General features: G+C 66.5%; 16 protein-coding genes. 12 read left to right on the top strand and 4 right to left on the bottom strand.

Annotated elements, in window-relative coordinates; translation table 11 throughout:
• Nucleotides 1-45: 45 nt before the first annotated feature.
• Both ACEN9N_RS10945 and ACEN9N_RS10940 read left to right on the top strand, forming a co-directional pair.
• Nucleotides 46-978 carry a family 2A encapsulin nanocompartment shell protein gene (locus tag ACEN9N_RS10945; RefSeq protein ID WP_056598965.1) on the top strand — a complete coding sequence of 311 codons (933 nt, stop codon included), beginning with the start codon at nt 46-48 and terminating at the stop codon, nt 976-978.
• A 75-nt stretch (nt 979-1,053) separates the two neighbouring features.
• Entirely contained in the window at nt 1,054-2,913 is a 1,860-nt protein-coding gene (locus ACEN9N_RS10940; RefSeq protein ID WP_495656373.1) for a family 2A encapsulin nanocompartment cargo protein cysteine desulfurase, read from the top strand.
• Nucleotides 2,914-2,923: 10 nt separating this feature from the next.
• Here the strand turns inward: ACEN9N_RS10940 and ACEN9N_RS10935 are convergent, their stop codons facing one another.
• Nucleotides 2,924-3,892 carry an alpha/beta hydrolase family protein gene (locus ACEN9N_RS10935; protein WP_413331558.1) on the bottom strand — a complete coding sequence of 323 codons (969 nt, stop codon included), beginning with the start codon at nt 3,890-3,892 and terminating at the stop codon, nt 2,924-2,926.
• A gap of 137 nt (nt 3,893-4,029) precedes the next feature.
• Between ACEN9N_RS10935 and ACEN9N_RS10930 the strand changes: the two genes are divergently transcribed.
• Nucleotides 4,030-5,388: an NAD(P)/FAD-dependent oxidoreductase gene (locus ACEN9N_RS10930; protein ID WP_495656058.1), complete on the top strand. Its 1,359-nt coding sequence runs from the start codon at nt 4,030-4,032 to the stop codon at nt 5,386-5,388.
• Here the strand turns inward: ACEN9N_RS10930 and ACEN9N_RS10925 are convergent.
• Both ACEN9N_RS10925 and panE read right to left on the bottom strand, forming a co-directional pair.
• Entirely contained in the window at nt 5,375-5,770 is a 396-nt protein-coding gene (locus ACEN9N_RS10925) for a hypothetical protein (RefSeq protein ID WP_495656057.1), read from the bottom strand. The two genes, ACEN9N_RS10930 and ACEN9N_RS10925, sit on opposite strands and share 14 nt — an antisense overlap.
• 4 nt (nt 5,771-5,774) lie before the next feature.
• On the bottom strand, nt 5,775-6,710 hold the full coding sequence (gene panE / locus ACEN9N_RS10920; protein WP_495656056.1) for a 2-dehydropantoate 2-reductase: 936 nt from the start codon (nt 6,708-6,710) through the stop codon (nt 5,775-5,777).
• Between the two features lie 310 nt (nt 6,711-7,020).
• Between panE and ACEN9N_RS10915 the strand changes: the two genes are divergently transcribed.
• On the top strand, nt 7,021-7,575 hold the full coding sequence (locus ACEN9N_RS10915; RefSeq protein ID WP_413311623.1) for an NADPH-dependent FMN reductase: 555 nt from the start codon (nt 7,021-7,023) through the stop codon (nt 7,573-7,575).
• Nucleotides 7,576-7,646: 71 nt separating this feature from the next.
• Here ACEN9N_RS10915 and ACEN9N_RS10910 read toward each other — a convergent pair whose 3' ends face one another.
• Nucleotides 7,647-8,294 carry an FMN-dependent NADH-azoreductase gene (locus ACEN9N_RS10910; protein ID WP_007829228.1) on the bottom strand — a complete coding sequence of 216 codons (648 nt, stop codon included), beginning with the start codon at nt 8,292-8,294 and terminating at the stop codon, nt 7,647-7,649.
• A 136-nt stretch (nt 8,295-8,430) separates the two neighbouring features.
• Here ACEN9N_RS10910 and ACEN9N_RS10905 point away from each other — a divergent pair, with 136 nt between their 5' ends.
• The 8 genes from ACEN9N_RS10905 (at nt 8,431) to ACEN9N_RS10870 (ending at nt 15,282) form a co-directional block, all read left to right on the top strand.
• Nucleotides 8,431-9,345, top strand: a complete 915-nt coding sequence (locus ACEN9N_RS10905; RefSeq protein ID WP_007829226.1) for a LysR family transcriptional regulator — start codon at nt 8,431-8,433, stop codon at nt 9,343-9,345.
• A gap of 154 nt (nt 9,346-9,499) precedes the next feature.
• A complete protein-coding gene (locus ACEN9N_RS10900; RefSeq protein ID WP_007829225.1) occupies nt 9,500-10,141 on the top strand; it encodes a peroxiredoxin in 642 nt (213 codons plus the stop codon).
• Nucleotides 10,142-10,280: 139 nt separating this feature from the next.
• Nucleotides 10,281-10,856: an RBBP9/YdeN family alpha/beta hydrolase gene (locus tag ACEN9N_RS10895; RefSeq protein WP_413311628.1), complete on the top strand. Its 576-nt coding sequence runs from the start codon at nt 10,281-10,283 to the stop codon at nt 10,854-10,856.
• Entirely contained in the window at nt 10,853-11,869 is a 1,017-nt protein-coding gene (locus ACEN9N_RS10890) for a sulfate ABC transporter substrate-binding protein (protein ID WP_007829223.1), read from the top strand. Before ACEN9N_RS10895 ends, ACEN9N_RS10890 begins: the two co-directional genes overlap by 4 nt.
• On the top strand, nt 11,869-12,759 hold the full coding sequence (gene cysT, locus ACEN9N_RS10885) for a sulfate ABC transporter permease subunit CysT (protein ID WP_413311630.1): 891 nt from the start codon (nt 11,869-11,871) through the stop codon (nt 12,757-12,759). The genes ACEN9N_RS10890 and cysT overlap by 1 nt, the downstream gene beginning before the upstream one ends.
• Nucleotide 12,760: 1 nt before the next feature.
• Nucleotides 12,761-13,663 carry a sulfate ABC transporter permease subunit CysW gene (gene cysW, locus ACEN9N_RS10880; RefSeq protein ID WP_413311631.1) on the top strand — a complete coding sequence of 301 codons (903 nt, stop codon included), beginning with the start codon at nt 12,761-12,763 and terminating at the stop codon, nt 13,661-13,663.
• Nucleotides 13,664-13,684: 21 nt separating this feature from the next.
• Entirely contained in the window at nt 13,685-14,782 is a 1,098-nt protein-coding gene (locus ACEN9N_RS10875) for a sulfate/molybdate ABC transporter ATP-binding protein (protein WP_413311633.1), read from the top strand.
• Nucleotides 14,779-15,282 carry a disulfide bond formation protein B gene (locus tag ACEN9N_RS10870; RefSeq protein WP_413311635.1) on the top strand — a complete coding sequence of 168 codons (504 nt, stop codon included), beginning with the start codon at nt 14,779-14,781 and terminating at the stop codon, nt 15,280-15,282. Before ACEN9N_RS10875 ends, ACEN9N_RS10870 begins: the two co-directional genes overlap by 4 nt.
• The last annotated feature ends 12 nt before the right edge of the window (nt 15,283-15,294 follow it).

Here is a 15,294-nt window from a genome sequence, read left to right as displayed (position 1 = left end):
CCGGACACTGGCGGCCACTTTCTTCTCAACACGGAGCCTTGATTCATGAGCGCAACAGTCGGTGGTATCACCGCCCTTGGCGACAACGCCGCACGCCAGCTGGCCAATGCCACCAAGACAGTCCCCCAGCTCGAAACCATCAGCCCGCGCTGGCTGACGCACCTGCTGCAATGGGTGCCGGTGGAGGCCGGCATCTACCGCGTGAACAAGGTCAAGAATCCCGAATCGATCAAGGTCACCTGCACCTCGCGCGAAGAAGAAAACCAGCTGCCGCGCACCTTCGTCGACTACGAAGAAAGCCCGCGCGAGCACTACCTCAATGCCGTGAGCACCGTGCTCGACGTGCACACCCGCATCTCCGACCTCTACAGCAGCCCGCACGACCAGATCAAGGAGCAGCTGCGCCTCACGATCGAGACGATCAAGGAGAACCAGGAGAGCGAGCTCATCAACAACCCTGACTACGGCCTGCTGGCGCAAGTGACGGAAGAGCAGCGCATCTTCCCGCTGACCGGTGCGCCCACGCCTGATGACCTCGACGAGCTGTTGACCAAGGTGTGGAAGGAGCCGGCATTCTTCCTCACGCACCCGCTGGCCATCGCCGCTTTCGGGCGCGAAGCCACGCGCCGCGGCACGCCGCCGCCGACTGTGAGCCTGTTCGGTTCGCAGTTCATCACCTGGCGCGGCATTCCGCTGATTCCGTCGAACAAGGTGCCGGTGGCCGACGGCAAGAGCAAGATCCTGCTGCTGCGCGTGGGCGACAAGCGCCAGGGCGTGGTGGGCCTGTTCCAGCCGGGTCTGTCGGGCGAGCAGGGCCCGGGGCTGTCGGTGCGCTTCATGGGCATCAACAACCACGCGATCGCGTCTTACCTGATCTCGCTGTACTGCTCGCTCGCGGTGCTGACCACCGACGCGCTGGCCGTGCTCGACGACGTCGAGATCGGCAAGTACCACGACTATCCCGACACCTACAAGTAAGCCGCGGTGAGCAGCACTCCATCGATTCCGGGCGAGGCGCCCGACGCGCCGTTCGACCCGGCCATCCTCGCGCGCATGGCGAGCGCCATGTTCTCCGAGGTGCCGGGCGCGCAGTTTCCCCCCAACGTCGCGCCACCGGGTTCGCCGCTGGCAAGCCCTGCGGGCTTCGGGCCGAGCGTGCCGGGCACGCCGGTTCCGCAAGGGCAGATTCCGGGCGCCAACTTGCTGCCGGCATCACCCACGCAACTGCCCTCGCTCGCGAACCGCGCGCCGGCCTTGCGGCCGCATGCGGTGGCAGGCAATGGCGTGCCGGACAGCGTGCTGTCGGTGGCGCCGGCGTTCGAGCCGCGCTCGGGCGGTGCGGTGCTGGGCGTGCCGCAGCAGGCGAATGCGCCTGCCGCACCCGTTGCACGGCAGGCCGGGGCCTCGCCGTTCTACTTCGTGGGCAACAGCTACGGGCATCCACCGGCCGGCGCGACCGCTGGAGTCTTGCCCCCTCTCCCTCCGGAAGAGGACTGGGGTGAGGGCCAGCAGCCGTATCAGGGGGCGGGGCAACCTTTCAGCCCAATCCTCTTCCCAGAGGGGCGAGGGAGTGAGCCACAGTTCTATTTTGTCGATGCGGTGCGTTTGCCCAACGGCTTCGTTACGCCGGCAAAGGCTGATCCGCGCAGGCCCGATGCAGTGCCACTGGCCGGCCGCGGCCAGCACCCGCCGTTCGACGTGAATGCCGTGCGGCGCGACTTCCCGATCCTGCAGGAGCGTGTGAACGGCAAGCAGATCGTGTGGTTCGACAACGCCGCCACCACGCACAAGCCGCAATCGGTCATCGACCGCATCGCGTACTTCTACGAGCACGAGAACTCGAACATCCACCGCGCAGCCCATGAGCTGGCCGCGCGCGCTACCGACGCCTACGAAGGCGCGCGCGAACGGGTGCGCCGCTTCATCAACGCACCCGAAGTCGAAGAGGTGATCTTCGTGCGCGGCACCACCGAGGCCATCAACCTCGTAGCCAAGAGCTGGGGTGGCCAGCACGTGGGCGAGGGCGACGAGATCATCGTGTCGAACCTCGAACACCACGCCAACATCGTCCCTTGGCAGCAGCTCGCCGCCGCCAAGGGCGCGAAGCTGCGCGTGATCCCGGTGGACGACTCGGGCCAGGTGCTGCTCGACGAATACCGCAAGCTGCTGAACGACCGCACGAAGATCGTGGCAGTCACGCAGGTCTCGAATGCGCTGGGCACCGTGGTGCCGGTGAAGGAGATCGTCGAGCTGGCGCACCGCGCGGGCGCGAAGGCGCTGGTCGACGGCGCGCAATCGGTGTCGCACATGCGCGTGGACGTGCAGGACATCGGAGCCGACTTCTTCGTGTTCTCGGGCCATAAGGTCTTCGGCCCCACCGGCATCGGCGTGGTCTGGGGCAAGCGCGAGGTGCTCGAAGACATGCCGCCCTGGCAGGGCGGCGGCAACATGATTGCCGACGTGACCTTCGAGAAGACCGTGTTCCAGCCGATCCCGAACAAGTTCGAGGCCGGCACCGGCAACATTGCCGACGCCGTGGGGCTGGGCGCCGCCATCGACTATGTCAACAAGGTCGGTATCGAGAACATCGCGCGCTACGAACACGACCTGCTGCTGTACGGCATGGCGCAGCTCGGTGCGATTGCGGGTGTGCGGCTGATCGGCACGGCGGCCGACAAGGCCAGCGTGATGTCCTTCGTGCTCGACGGCTACAGCACCGAGGAGGTGGGCCACGCGCTCAACGACGAGGGCATTGCGGTGCGCACGGGGCACCACTGCGCGCAGCCGATCCTGCGGCGCTTCGGCGTCGAGACCACAGTGCGGCCGTCGCTGGCGTTCTACAACACCTTCGACGAAATCGACCGGCTGGTGGCGGTGGTACGGCGACTGGCCGGCCAGCGGCGCACGCGGTAGCGCGGCCGGATCAGGGCTTCGATGTGAGGTGCTGCCTGAAAAAGGCGAGCACCCTCGCATTGAAGTCCGCATGGAAGGCGGAGCGGTCGAAGCCGGCGCCGTCGTTGCAGATCTCCGGCAGGGCCTTGGCCATGGCGGGCGCGCAGGGCGCCAAGAACGCGAAGTGCCCGGCGTTCGCGGCCACGTGCCAGTCCGGCGGCACGGGAAGGTTGCGGCGGATGGCTTCCACGTCGTCCGGAGTCACCCCGTCGCCGCCACGGGCAGAGGCCCAAAGCTGGACGGGCACCGCGACCTGATTCAACCCCTCGGCGTCGAAGAAGCTCAGCGGATCGACGATGACGGCGGCCTTGATGCGCGCATCGCGCACCGGAGGCGCAGGCAGCTCCTGGCGCTGGATCTGTCCGCAGAACGGAATCTTCGATGTCGGCGTGCAAAAGCGCAGGCCGAGCCTGAAGTCAGGCACCGCGCCCGTCGCCACGAGGCCGGTGAAGCCACCGCGGGAGAAGCCGAAGAAGCCGACCTGGTCGGCGGCGAGCTTCTCGCGCGCGGGCCATGCGCCGAGCATGTGGTCGGTCAGCCGCCGCATGTCGACCGGCCGCGCGGCCAGCGTCGAGAGATGGCCCCGGCGCTCGAGATCCTGGAAGTTGTCGTTCGGGTGGTTGATGGCGGCGACCACGAAGCCGGCATCGGCCAGCGCGGCCGCCGTGTCGTGGTGACCCAGGAACGAGCCACCCGAGCCGTGCGACATCAGCACCAGCGGGAGCTTCGTGCCGGCGATGGGGCAGTCCCTGGCGGCCGAAATGGCGATCAGTCCGAACGCGATCTCGCCGGGCGCCGTCTCGCAAGGTGTCCACACCGCGCCACGCAAGGCCGGCCCGTCCTTGTCGGCCGGGACTTCGATGAAGCTGAAGCCCGCCGCATGGCTCCATGCGGCAGTCAGGCAGAGCGCGGCAGCCAAGGCAAGGCGATGCAGGAACATGGCGTGCAATGCCTCAAGGGCAAGGGATGGTGGGGCACAAGTGTGCCGTCTCCCGACCCATGCGACCAGCCCGTTTTGCTTCGGGCGATGCGAGCGCGCTATGCTCTGTCGCTGTCAACAACGCAGCTTGTCTTCGCATGTCCCAGCCCCAGGTTTCCTCCCCCGGCGTTTCCAGTTCTCCAGAATCCTGCGACGTGTTCGTGATCGGCGGCGGCCCCGCCGGGTCGACGATTTCGGCGCTGCTGACGCAGCAGGGCCGCAAGGTGGTGCTGGTCGAGAAGGAACACCATCCGCGTTTTCACATCGGCGAATCGCTGCTGCCCGCGAACGTCGAATTGTTCGACAAGCTCGGCGTGCGCGACCAGGTCGAGAAGATCGGCATGCCCAAGTTCGGCATCGAGTTCGTCTCGCCCGAGCACGAGCACCGCAGCTACGTGGACTTTGCCGAAGGGATGGACAAGTCGCTCGACTCCGCCTGGCAGGTGCGCCGTTCGGAGCTCGACGAGCTGCTGTTCCGCAACGCGGCCGCGCGCGGCGCGCAGACGATCGAAGGCTGCAAGGTGCGCGACGTGGCCTTCGATGCCGACGGCGCCACGGTGCGAGCCGAGATGGACGACGGCGCACGCCGCAGCTGGCGCGCCCGCTTCGTGGTCGATGCCACCGGCCGCGACACGCTGCTGGCCAACAAATTCCGCTGCAAGGAAAAGAACCCGGACCACAACAGCACCGCGCTGTTCGGCCACTTCACGAACGCCGAGCGGCTGGAGGGTAAGAAGGAAGGCAACATCAGCATCTGCTGGTTTCCGCATGGCTGGTTCTGGTTCATTCCGCTGGCCGACGGCACCACCAGCGTGGGCGCGGTGTGCTGGCCGTACTACCTGAAGACGCGCGACAAGCCGCTGAAGGAGTTCTTCTACGACACCATCGCGACCTGTCCGGTGCTGGTGGAACGCCTGAAGAACGCCACGCTGGTCGACGATGCGGTGCATGCCACCGGCAATTTCTCGTATTCGAGTTCGCACGCCACGGGTGATCGCTACCTGATGCTGGGCGATGCCTTCACCTTCATCGATCCGATGTTCTCGTCGGGCGTGTACCTCGCGATGCACAGCGCCTTCGACGGCGCCGAACTGGTGGCAAAGGCGCTCGATCGGCCCACCGAGCTGGCGGCCGCACGCAAGGACTTCGAGGCCATGATGCGCAAGGGCCCGCGCGAGTACTCGTGGTTCATCTACCGCGTGACCAACCCGACCATCCGCGACATGTTCATGCATCCGGGCAACCCCTTCCGCGTGAAGGAGGGGCTGATGTCGCTGCTGGCCGGCGACATCTACCGCGGCACGCCGATGCGGGGGCCGCTCGGCATGTTCAAGGTTCTGTACTACTTCATCTCGGTCACGCACATGCGGCGGACCTGGGAGGGCTGGAAGCGGCATCGCTTCAACATCCGGGACATGGGCATGTTGAAGGGGGAGACGATCCTCAAGTCGGAGTAGCCGCCAGCGCTGCTGCGCGTTCAACGCCCAGTGCGGGGCTGCTGAGTACGTCGATGCCGAGGTCCGCGAGCAGGGCGGCCATGGCGCGATCGATGCGCATGGCCTTGAACGCACCGCTCGGAGCTGTTCGTTCCGCGATGGTGCCAATGGTCGAGCAGGTGCAGACGACGGCCGCAGCACCGCCGGATGCGGCTTCGCGCATGGCGTCGTGAACGCGTGTCACGAGCCCCGAGTCATCGAGGCCCACCACGCGCGCATCGGCCAGCAGGTCCTCCCGCACCGAATGCCGCACGCGCAGGGCGGGCGCGATCTCGCTCGCCAGCCGCTCGAAGGTCGGCACATGCACCTGTGCCGTGTGCAGGAACGCCAGCGCGTCGCGCATGGCCTCAGGCGCTCGCCGTGCGGGCGCGTTGCGCTTCGTAGGCCTTGAGGTGGACGTATGCGGTGCGCAGCACCGTCGGCACTGGCGAATTATTTGGCGCCGCGCGGCTCAGCAGGTCGCCGACGATGTGATCCGCCTCGACCGCCGCGCCGCGCACCATGTCCTTGTACATCGACGCCGTCATCGGCGAGCCGGCGGCCGTCATGATGGCGCGCCCGCGCTGCACGGCGGCGGGGCGGGGCGCAAAGCCGTTGTGCGCGGCGATGGCGCAGCACTCGTCGAAGATCGACAGCGCCACGTCCTGCCCGCCGGCGCTCACGATGTCGCCAATGGACGCGCGCATCAAGCTCGTGAGGCCTGCTGCCGAAGCGATGAAGACCCACTTTTCCCACATGTCCTGCGAGATGCTCTCGCTGGCCGTGGCATCGAATTTCGCACCCGCGAACTGTGCCGCGATGGCATCTACGCGGGCCGAGCGGCCGCCGGCGCGCTCGCCGTAGCTCAGCCCATGCATGTCGTTGAGGTGCAGCACGTGGCCCTCGTCGTCGAGCGTGGCCGAGATCATGCACAGGCCGCCCAGCACACGCTCGCTGCCGAAGCGTTCGGCCAGGCGGTCGAGGTGGCTCATGCCATTGAGCAGCGGAAGGATCACGGTGTCGGGGCCGACCGCCGGCGCGAAGGAGTCCATCGTCGAATCGAGGTCGTAGGCCTTGCTGCCGACCACGACCACATCGTAGGGGCCGTCGATGCCGCCGGCCAGCACGTGCCTGGGTGCGGGCAGCTGCAGGTTGCCGAAGGGACTCTGCACCACCAGCCCGGTTTTTGCGAGCTGTGCCGCACGGCGCGGGCGCAGCAGGAAGGTGACGTCTCGCCCCGCCTCCAGCAGACGGCCGCCGAAATAACCACCGAGTGCGCCGGCACCCACCACCAGAAATCTCATCGCGTGTCGCTCCTGAGCCAAAAAAAGATCGGAAGCGATGATGCCTTCGTTCGCGCGAGGCTGCTTTGCGCCGTCGCCTTCTCCAGCAGTCGCTGGCGGGCAAAGGGCCGCATCAGGCGTGCGCCTTGGGGGCGCAGTGCGAAGAAGAGGACCGGGTCACGGGAGCGTCCTGCGCCTTGATGGGGTTGGCGGAATGCGGTTCAATTCGACGCCGTACGCCCGGCACCGCATGGGCTTTTCCAGATAAGGTCTTGGGCGCTTCGCATAATCGTGTCCGTCATTCCAACCCCTCACACAAGGAGTTTCGTCCATGGCCCAGACCCGGATCGCCGTCATTGTCGGCAGCCTGCGCAAGGATTCGTACAACCACAAGCTGGCCCTCGCGCTGGCGCACCTCGCACCCGCGGACTTCACTTTCGAGAACCTGCGCATCGACGACCTGCCGCTGTACAACCAGGACGACGACGGCAACCAGGCGCCGGCGGTGAAGCGCATCAAGACCGAGATCGCGGCGGCTCAGGGCCTGCTGTTTGTCACGCCCGAATACAACCGTTCGGTGCCCGGCGTGCTGAAGAACGCCATCGACCATGCGTCGCGCCCCTATGGCCAGAGCGCATGGGCGGGCAAGCCGGCCGGCGTGCTCGGCATTTCGGTGGGTGCCATCGGCACCGCGCTGGCGCAGCAGCATCTGCGCAACATCCTGGCCTACCTCGATGTGCCCACGATGGGCACGCCCGAAGTGTTCCTGCAAGCCAAGGACGACCTGTTCGACGACAAGGGCCACATCGGCAACGAAGGCTCGAAGAAGTTCCTGCAGAGCTGGATGGACAAGTACGTGGCCTGGGTCAAGAACCACGCAGCCTGATCTGATCTGCTCCGCGCAAAGCGAAAAAAGCCGCCCTGCCGGGCGGCTTTTTTCATGGTGCGGGAGCGAACTCAGGCTGCGATGGCGGCATCGCGCTGGTTCGCGGCTTCGGCCGTCGCCACCAGGATGTCGGCGCGGGCCGCGGCCAGGGCCTTGCCCCTGGCTTCGTCGCCCATCGCCACGCCCTCGGCGCGCACGAAGCGCACGTCGGTGATGCCGAAGAAGCCGAAGATCACCTTGAGGTAGCTCTCCTGGTGTTCCATTGCCTGGCCGCCTTCGCTGGTCGAGTAGATGCCGCCGCGGGTCGAGGCCACGATGACGGTCTTGCCGCCGGCCAGGCCCACGGGGCCCTTGTCGGTGTACTTGAAGGTGCGGCCGATCTGCGCGAGGCGGTCGATCCAGGCCTTCAGTTGCGTCGGGATCGAGAAGTTGTAGAAGGGCGTGCCGATGACGATCACGTCCGAGGCCAGGAACTGGCTCACGAGCTTTTCGGACAGGGCGTTTTCACGCTGTTGTGCTTCCGTGGGCTGTGCTTGCACGCCGGTCTTGATGCCCAGCGCATCGGCGCTGAAGTGCGAGGGGGTGTCGACGGCCAGGTCGAGGTATTCGACGGCGGTGTCGGGGTGGGCGGCGCGCCACGCGGTCACGACCTCGGCCGAGAGCAGGCGCGAGGTGGAGTTGGTACCGAGGATGCTGGAGTCGATGTGGAGCAGCTTCATGTCAATCAATCACTTTCTGTGTTGGCTGTCGGCGCTCAAGGTGGCCGGCGGATGGGAGAATTCTATTTTTGTATCGAGTTTTCGATAAGTAGCCAAAAATTGCCTAGATCGTCCTGTTTGCAGGACAATCGACGCCATGCAAGACCTCAACGACATGGTTTTCTTCGCCGAAGTGGCTGAGCGCGGCGGCTTCGCGGCAGCCAGCCGGGCGCTCGGCATTCCCAAATCGCGCCTGTCTCGCCGCGTGGCGGATCTGGAGGAGCGGCTCGGCGTGCAACTGATGCAGCGCAGCACGCGGCGCCTGTCGCTCACGCCGGCCGGCGAGATCTACTTGCGGCATTCGTCCGCCATGCGCGATGCGGCGCAGGCGGCGGCCGAGGCGGTGGCGCAGGTGCAGACCGAGCCGAGCGGGCTGGTGCGGCTGAGCTGCCCCGTCACCATCGCCTACAGCGGGCTCGCCCATCTGCTGCCTCAGTTCATGGAGCGCTACCCGGCGGTGCGGGTCGACGTGCGGGTCATCAACCGACCGGTGGACCTGATCGAGGAGGGCATCGACATCGCGCTGCGCGTGCGGCCCAGCATCGAGGACAGCACGGCGCTGGTGGCCAAAGTCCTGGGCACCAGCCGTGGCGTGCTGGTAGCCAGCCCCGAGCTGATGCAGCGCCAGGGGCCGGTCCAGGCGCCGGCCGACCTGGCGCGGCTGCCGACGCTGGCGATGTCGGCCAACGGCGAGGGCCGCAGCGAATGGCGCCTCGAAGGCCCGAATGGCGAGATCCACCTGCATTCGCACACGCCGCGCTACGTGGCGGACGACATCGCGACCCTGCAGGCGGCCGCGCTCGCCGGCATCGGCGCCACGCTGCTGCCCGACTACATGTGCCGCCCCGATCTCGATGCGGGCCGGCTCGTGAAGGTGTTGTGCGACTGGGGGCCGTCGACGGTCATCGCGCACATGGTGTTTCCACCGCGGCGCGCGCTGGTGCCGGCAGTGCGGCGGCTGATCGATTTCCTCGTCGAGCATATGCAGGGCGTGGAGATGCGGATGTACTGAGGGGGCCGCGGCTTGCTGTGAAAAGATGAGCGCCAAATTCCCCCGCCATGTCTTCGTTATGCGGAAAACGCCATATCCAAACAAGCAGATATTCGTTTGGCATTGAAGCAATGGTTCGCACAATCCGAAGCTCCCATCCATCCCAGGAGCGACCATGGCGACTCTGCGACTCGGCGATACAGCCCCCAATTTCACCCAGGATTCCAGCGAAGGCCCCCTCGACTTCTACCAATGGGCCGGCGATTCGTGGGTGGTGTTCTTCTCGCACCCGGCCGACTTCACGCCCGTGTGCACCACCGAACTCGGCAAGACCGCGGCGCTGTCGGGCGAGTTCGCCAAGCGCGGCGTGAAGCCCATCGCGTTGAGCGTCGATCCGGCCGACAAGCACAAGGAATGGATCGGCGACATCAACGAGACGCAGAACACCACGGTCAACTTCCCGATCATTGCGGACGCAGACCGCAAGGTGGCCGACCTGTACGACCTGATCCACCCCAACGCCTCGGCCACGGCCACGGTGCGCAGCGTCTACATCATCGACCCGAAGAAGGTCATCCGCGCGACCATCACCTACCCGGCCTCGACCGGCCGCAACTTCGACGAGATCCTGCGCGTGATCGACTCGCTGCAACTCACCGACAGCCACAAGGTGGCCACGCCCGTGAACTGGAAAGACGGCGACGATGTGGTCATCATCCCGAGCATCCAGGACCCGGCCGAACTGGCCCAGCGCTTCCCCAAGGGCTTCAAGGCCGTCAAGCCTTACCTGCGCATCACGCCGCAGCCGAACAAGTAAGAGCGGAACAGCAGGCGGTGAAAGCATCGACGCTCCTTCGTGGAACACCGCGGAACCGGCTTTGCCGGGCCGCTGGTGTTGCCCCCGGCGAGGGGGGAGGCGAAGCGACACGAAGTGCGCGAAGCCTGGGGGAGTGCTCATGAACACCCGCGTCATCATCGTGCCAGGTTGGCGCGACTCCGGGCCCGGCCACTGGCAGAGCCTGTGGCAGGAGCGCATCCCCGGCGCGGCGCGGGTGGTGCAGGACGATTGGGCCTCGCCCAAGCGCGATGCATGGGTGTCGACGCTGGCGAAGCTGGTGCTCGACAGCCCCGGCCCGGTGGTGATCGCAGCGCACAGCCTGGGCTGCATCGCCACGGCGCACCTGCCGGCCGAAGCCGCTGGCCGCGTCCAGGGCGCGCTGCTGGTGGCGCCTGCGGACCCCGAACGCCGCGCCGTGCTGTCCGACTTCGCGCCCGTGCCGTACGCCGCGCTGCCGTACCGCAGCATCGTGGTGGCCAGCAGCAACGATCCGTACTGTCCGATCCGCCTGGCGGGCGCCTATTCGCGCGCCTGGGGCAGCGAGTTCGTGCGGATGCAGAATGCGGGCCACATCAACATCGATTCGGGGCACGGGGACTGGCCGCTGGGCCTTGCCTTGCTTCAGTCCTTGACCGACGAGCCCGCCGCCTGGTCGGCGGGCCGTGAATTTTCAGAAAACCTGGCAACCACATGACTTCCAGAATCAAGACCTTCGTCGCCGTGCTCGCGCTGGCGTCTTCCGCACTCGCCGGCAGCAGCGCCTTTGCCCAGGGCACCGGGCTGCTGAACGCCTCGTACGACGTGGCGCGCGAGTTCTACAAGGACTACAACGCGGCCTTCGTGGCGCACTACAAGAAGGCCACCGGCAAGGACGTGAAGATCGACCAGTCGCACGGCGGCTCCAGCGCGCAGGCCCGCGCGGTGGCCGACGGCCTCGACGCCGACGTGGTGACGATGAACACCTCCACCGACATCGACTTCCTCGCCAACGCCGGCGTGGTCGCGAAGGACTGGAACAAGAAATTCCCCGACAACGCATCGCCGACCACGTCGACCATGCTGTTCCTGGTGCGCAACGGCAACCCCAAGGGCATCAAGGACTGGGACGACCTGGTCAAGCCGGGCGTGCAGGTCGTGATCGTCAACCCCAAGACCGGCGGCAACGGCCGCTACGCCTACCTGGCCGCCTGGGGCTACATCAAGAAGAAGGGCGGCACCGACGCCCAGGCCGCCGAGTTCGTCGGCAAGCTGTTCAAGAACGTGCCGGTGCTGGCGCGCGGCGGCCGCGACGCGACCACCGCCTTCCTGCAGCGCAACATCGGCGATGCGCTGATCACCTTCGAATCGGAAGTGGTGTCCATCGACCGTGAATTCGGCACCGGCAAGGTCGACTCGGTATACCCGTCGATCAGCATCGTGGCCGAGAACCCGGTGGCCGTGGTGGAACGCACCGTCAACAAGAAGGGCACGGGCGAACTGGCCAAGGCTTATCTTGATTGGCTGTACTCCGACGAAGCGCAGGAAATCGCGGCCAAGCATGCGCTGCGCCCGCGCTCGCAGGCTGTGCTCAAGAAGTACGCATCGACCTTCAAGCCGCTGCAGCTGTTCACGGTGCAGGAATTGTTCGGCAGCCTCGGCGAAGCACAGAAGGTGCACTTCAACGACGGCGGCCAGTTCGACAAGTTGTACACCCCCGGCGGCAGGTAATGAGCGGCGCTGTTTCTTCGGCGCTCCCGTCAGCGGGAGCGCCTTTTTCGCGTGCTGGCAACCGTGCCGGGGGCGCCAAGCGCGTGCTGCCCGGTTTCCACATCACGCTCGGCTTCTCGATTCTTTACCTCAGCCTGATCGTGCTGATCCCGCTGTCGGCGCTGGTCTTCAAGACATTCACGCTGACCTGGGAGCAGTTCTGGGTGGCCGTGACCGCGCCGCGCGTGATGGCCTCGTACCGGCTGACCTTCGGCGCCTCGCTGATCGCGGCCATCGTGAACGCGGTGTTCGGCCTGCTGGTGGCCTGGGTGCTGGTGCGCTACAAGTTCCCGGGCAAGCGCATCGTCGATGCACTGGTCGACCTGCCGTTCGCGCTGCCGACGGCCGTGGCCGGCATCTCGCTGACCGCGCTGCTCGCGGGCAACGGCTGGGTCGGGCAACTGCTGGAGCCGCACGGCATCAAGCTGGCGTTCACGCCGGCGGGCATCGTGATCGCGCTGATCTTCATCGGGCTGCCGTTCGTGGTGCGCACGGTGCAGCCGGTGCTCGAAGACACCGAGAAGGAGCTGGAAGAAGCCGCCACCTCGCTGGGCGCGACGCGCCTGCAGACCTTCACCAAGGTGATCTTTCCGTCGATCGCGCCCGCGCTGCTCACCGGCTTTGCCATGGCTTTCGCACGGGCGATCGGCGAGTACGGCTCTGTGATCTTCATCGCCGGCAACATGCCGATGATCTCGGAGATCACGCCGCTCATCATCATCGGGAAGCTGGAGCAGTACGACTATGGGGGCGCCACGGCTGTTGCGCTCGTGATGCTGGTCATTTCGTTCCTCTTGCTGCTGGTCATCAACGGCCTGCAAGCCTGGCAGCGCCGCCGCGCGGGAGCATGAGATGAGCGCCCCTTCCAAAGTCATTCGCCGCGCGCAAGCCGGCACCACCGAGTCGCCCTGGGTGCGCTGGGTGCTGATCGGCCTCGCGCTGGTATTCATGTTCCTGTTCCTCGTGCTGCCTCTCGCGGCAGTGGCGACCGAGGCCTTGCGCAAAGGCGTTGGCGCTTATCTTGAAGCACTGAAGGAGCCCGATGCCTGGAGCGCGATCCGCCTCACGCTGATCACGGCCGCCATCGCGGTGCCGATGAACCTCGTGTTCGGCGTGGCGGCGGCCTGGGCCATCGCCAAGTTCGAGTTCCGCGGCAAGGCCTTCCTCACCACGCTGGTGGACCTGCCGTTCGCGGTGTCGCCGGTGGTGGCGGGCCTGATTTATGTGCTGGTGTTCGGCGCGCAGGGCTGGCTCGGTCCGTGGCTCGCCGAGCACGACATCAAGATCATCTTCGCCGTGCCCGGCATCGTGCTGGCGACCGTGTTCGTGACCTTCCCGTTCATCGCGCGCGAGCTCGTACCGCTGATGCAGGCGCAGGGCACCGACGAGGAGCAGGCGGCCATCGTGCTCGGCGCGACCGGCTGGCAGACCTTCTGGCGCGTGACGCTGCCCAACATCAAGTGGGGCCTGCTGTACGGCGTGATCCTGTGCAACGCGCGTGCCATGGGCGAGTTCGGTGCGGTGTCGGTGGTGTCGGGCCACATCCGCGGGCAGACCAACACCATGCCGCTGCACGTGGAAGTGCTCTACAACGAATACCAGTCGGTGGCCGCCTTCGCCGTGGCCTCGCTGCTGGCGATCCTGGCGCTGGTCACGCTGGTGATCAAGTCGGTGATCGAATGGCGCCACGAGCGCGAGATGAAAGCCATTGCCGAGCTGCCCCCGGAACGCCCCCCTGAAGCCACCGCGGCCTGAGAGAGTGAGAGAGAAGAAATCATGAGCATCGAAATCCGCAACATCAGCAAGCAGTTCGGCGACTTCCGCGCACTGCGCGACGTGAGCCTCGACGTCGATTCGGGCGAACTGGTCGCGCTGCTCGGCCCCTCGGGCTGCGGCAAGACCACGCTGCTGCGCATCATCGCGGGGCTGGAGACGGCCGACGCGGGCAGCATTCTTTTCTCGGGCGAGGACACCACCGACGTGCACGTGCGCGAGCGGCAGGTGGGCTTCGTGTTCCAGCACTACGCGCTGTTCCGCCACATGACCGTGTTCGAGAACGTGGCCTTCGGCCTGCGCGTGAAGCCACGCAAGGAGCGCCCGAGCGACGCGCAGATCAAGGCCAAGGTGACCGAGCTGCTCAAGCTGGTGCAGCTCGACTGGCTGGCCGACCGCTATCCGTCGCAGCTCTCCGGCGGCCAGCGCCAGCGCATTGCGCTGGCCCGCGCGCTGGCGGTAGAGCCCAAGGTGCTGCTGCTCGACGAACCCTTCGGCGCACTCGACGCCAAGGTGCGCAAGGAACTGCGCCGCTGGCTGCGCCGGCTGCACGACGAGCTGCACGTCACTTCCATCTTCGTCACGCACGACCAGGAAGAGGCGCTCGAGGTGGCCGACCGCGTGGTGGTCATCAACAAGGGCCAGATCGAACAGGTCGGCTCGCCGCAGGACGTGTGGGACAAGCCCGCGAGCCCGTTCGTCTACGGCTTCCTGGGCGACGTGAACCTGTTCCATGGACGGGCCGACAACGGCCAGGTGCAGCTCGAAGGCATGCGCCTCGACTCGCCCGAGCACAGCGGCGCGCGCGACGCCAAGGCGCGCGCCTATGTGCGCCCGCATGACATCGACGTGACACGCTATGTGCCTGGCGCCTCCGGCATCGTCGCCACGCTGGCGCGCGCCATCGTGGTCGGGCCCATCGCGCGGCTGGAACTTGAACCCACCGAAACGAATCCAGATAATCCGGGCTCCGGAACCATCATCGAGGCGCAACTCCCTGCGCAACAGTTCCGGGAACTGGGCTTGAAGGAAGGCGACACCGTCGTCGCCAATCCGCGCAAGGCCAGGGTGTTCGTAGAAGAAGATTGGGTGTCTCCTTGATCGATTGGTACTTCGGCGCGCCGCGCCGCGCGTTCGCGCTGATCTGCCTGGCCTGCGTTCTCATGCTGGCCTTCGGGCTCTACCTGCAGCACGTGGTCGGGCTCGAGCCTTGTCCCATGTGCATCGTGCAGCGCTATGCGCTGGTGCTGGTGGCGCTGTTCACCGGGCTGGCCGGGGTGTTCCGCAACGTCGGCCTGCGTGTCGCGGGCGGAGTGCTGGCGCTGATCGCAGCAGTTGGCGGCGCCTACACGGCGGCCTCGCAAAGCTGGCTGCAGTGGTATCCGCCCGAGGTCGTCTCCTGCGGGCGCGACCTCTACGGGATGATCGAGACCTTCCCGCTGAAACGCGCACTGCCGATGATCTTCCGCGGCGGCGGTGACTGTTCCAAGGTCGACTGGACGCTGTTCGGCCTGACGCTGGCGAACTGGTCGTTCATTGCTTTCGTCGTTCTCTCGCTGCTGCTGGTCACGCTGCTGCTGCGTTCGCGCCGCGCGCGCTGAACCCCTCACCCC

The sequence above is a fragment of the Variovorax sp. Varisp46 genome (assembly GCF_059491885.1).
The sequence above is the reverse complement of the archived record's forward strand: the minus strand, read 5'-3'. Positions and strand labels throughout refer to the sequence as shown.

Coding starts and splice junctions, on each gene's coding strand:
- ACEN9N_RS10890 (WP_007829223.1), top strand. CDS start 10,853: ATGACTTCCAGAATCAAGACCTTCGTCGCCGTGCTCGCGCTGGCGTCT.
- cysW (WP_413311631.1), top strand. CDS start 12,761: ATGAGCGCCCCTTCCAAAGTCATTCGCCGCGCGCAAGCCGGCACCACC.
- ACEN9N_RS10940 (WP_495656373.1), top strand. CDS start 1,054: ATGGCGAGCGCCATGTTCTCCGAGGTGCCGGGCGCGCAGTTTCCCCCC.
- ACEN9N_RS10930 (WP_495656058.1), top strand. CDS start 4,030: ATGTCCCAGCCCCAGGTTTCCTCCCCCGGCGTTTCCAGTTCTCCAGAA.
- ACEN9N_RS10945 (WP_056598965.1), top strand. CDS start 46: ATGAGCGCAACAGTCGGTGGTATCACCGCCCTTGGCGACAACGCCGCA.
- panE (WP_495656056.1), bottom strand. CDS start 6,710: ATGAGATTTCTGGTGGTGGGTGCCGGCGCACTCGGTGGTTATTTCGGC.
- ACEN9N_RS10910 (WP_007829228.1), bottom strand. CDS start 8,294: ATGAAGCTGCTCCACATCGACTCCAGCATCCTCGGTACCAACTCCACC.
- ACEN9N_RS10875 (WP_413311633.1), top strand. CDS start 13,685: ATGAGCATCGAAATCCGCAACATCAGCAAGCAGTTCGGCGACTTCCGC.
- ACEN9N_RS10935 (WP_413331558.1), bottom strand. CDS start 3,892: ATGTTCCTGCATCGCCTTGCCTTGGCTGCCGCGCTCTGCCTGACTGCC.
- cysT (WP_413311630.1), top strand. CDS start 11,869: ATGAGCGGCGCTGTTTCTTCGGCGCTCCCGTCAGCGGGAGCGCCTTTT.
- ACEN9N_RS10895 (WP_413311628.1), top strand. CDS start 10,281: ATGAACACCCGCGTCATCATCGTGCCAGGTTGGCGCGACTCCGGGCCC.
- ACEN9N_RS10905 (WP_007829226.1), top strand. CDS start 8,431: ATGCAAGACCTCAACGACATGGTTTTCTTCGCCGAAGTGGCTGAGCGC.
- ACEN9N_RS10900 (WP_007829225.1), top strand. CDS start 9,500: ATGGCGACTCTGCGACTCGGCGATACAGCCCCCAATTTCACCCAGGAT.
- ACEN9N_RS10915 (WP_413311623.1), top strand. CDS start 7,021: ATGGCCCAGACCCGGATCGCCGTCATTGTCGGCAGCCTGCGCAAGGAT.
- ACEN9N_RS10925 (WP_495656057.1), bottom strand. CDS start 5,770: ATGCGCGACGCGCTGGCGTTCCTGCACACGGCACAGGTGCATGTGCCG.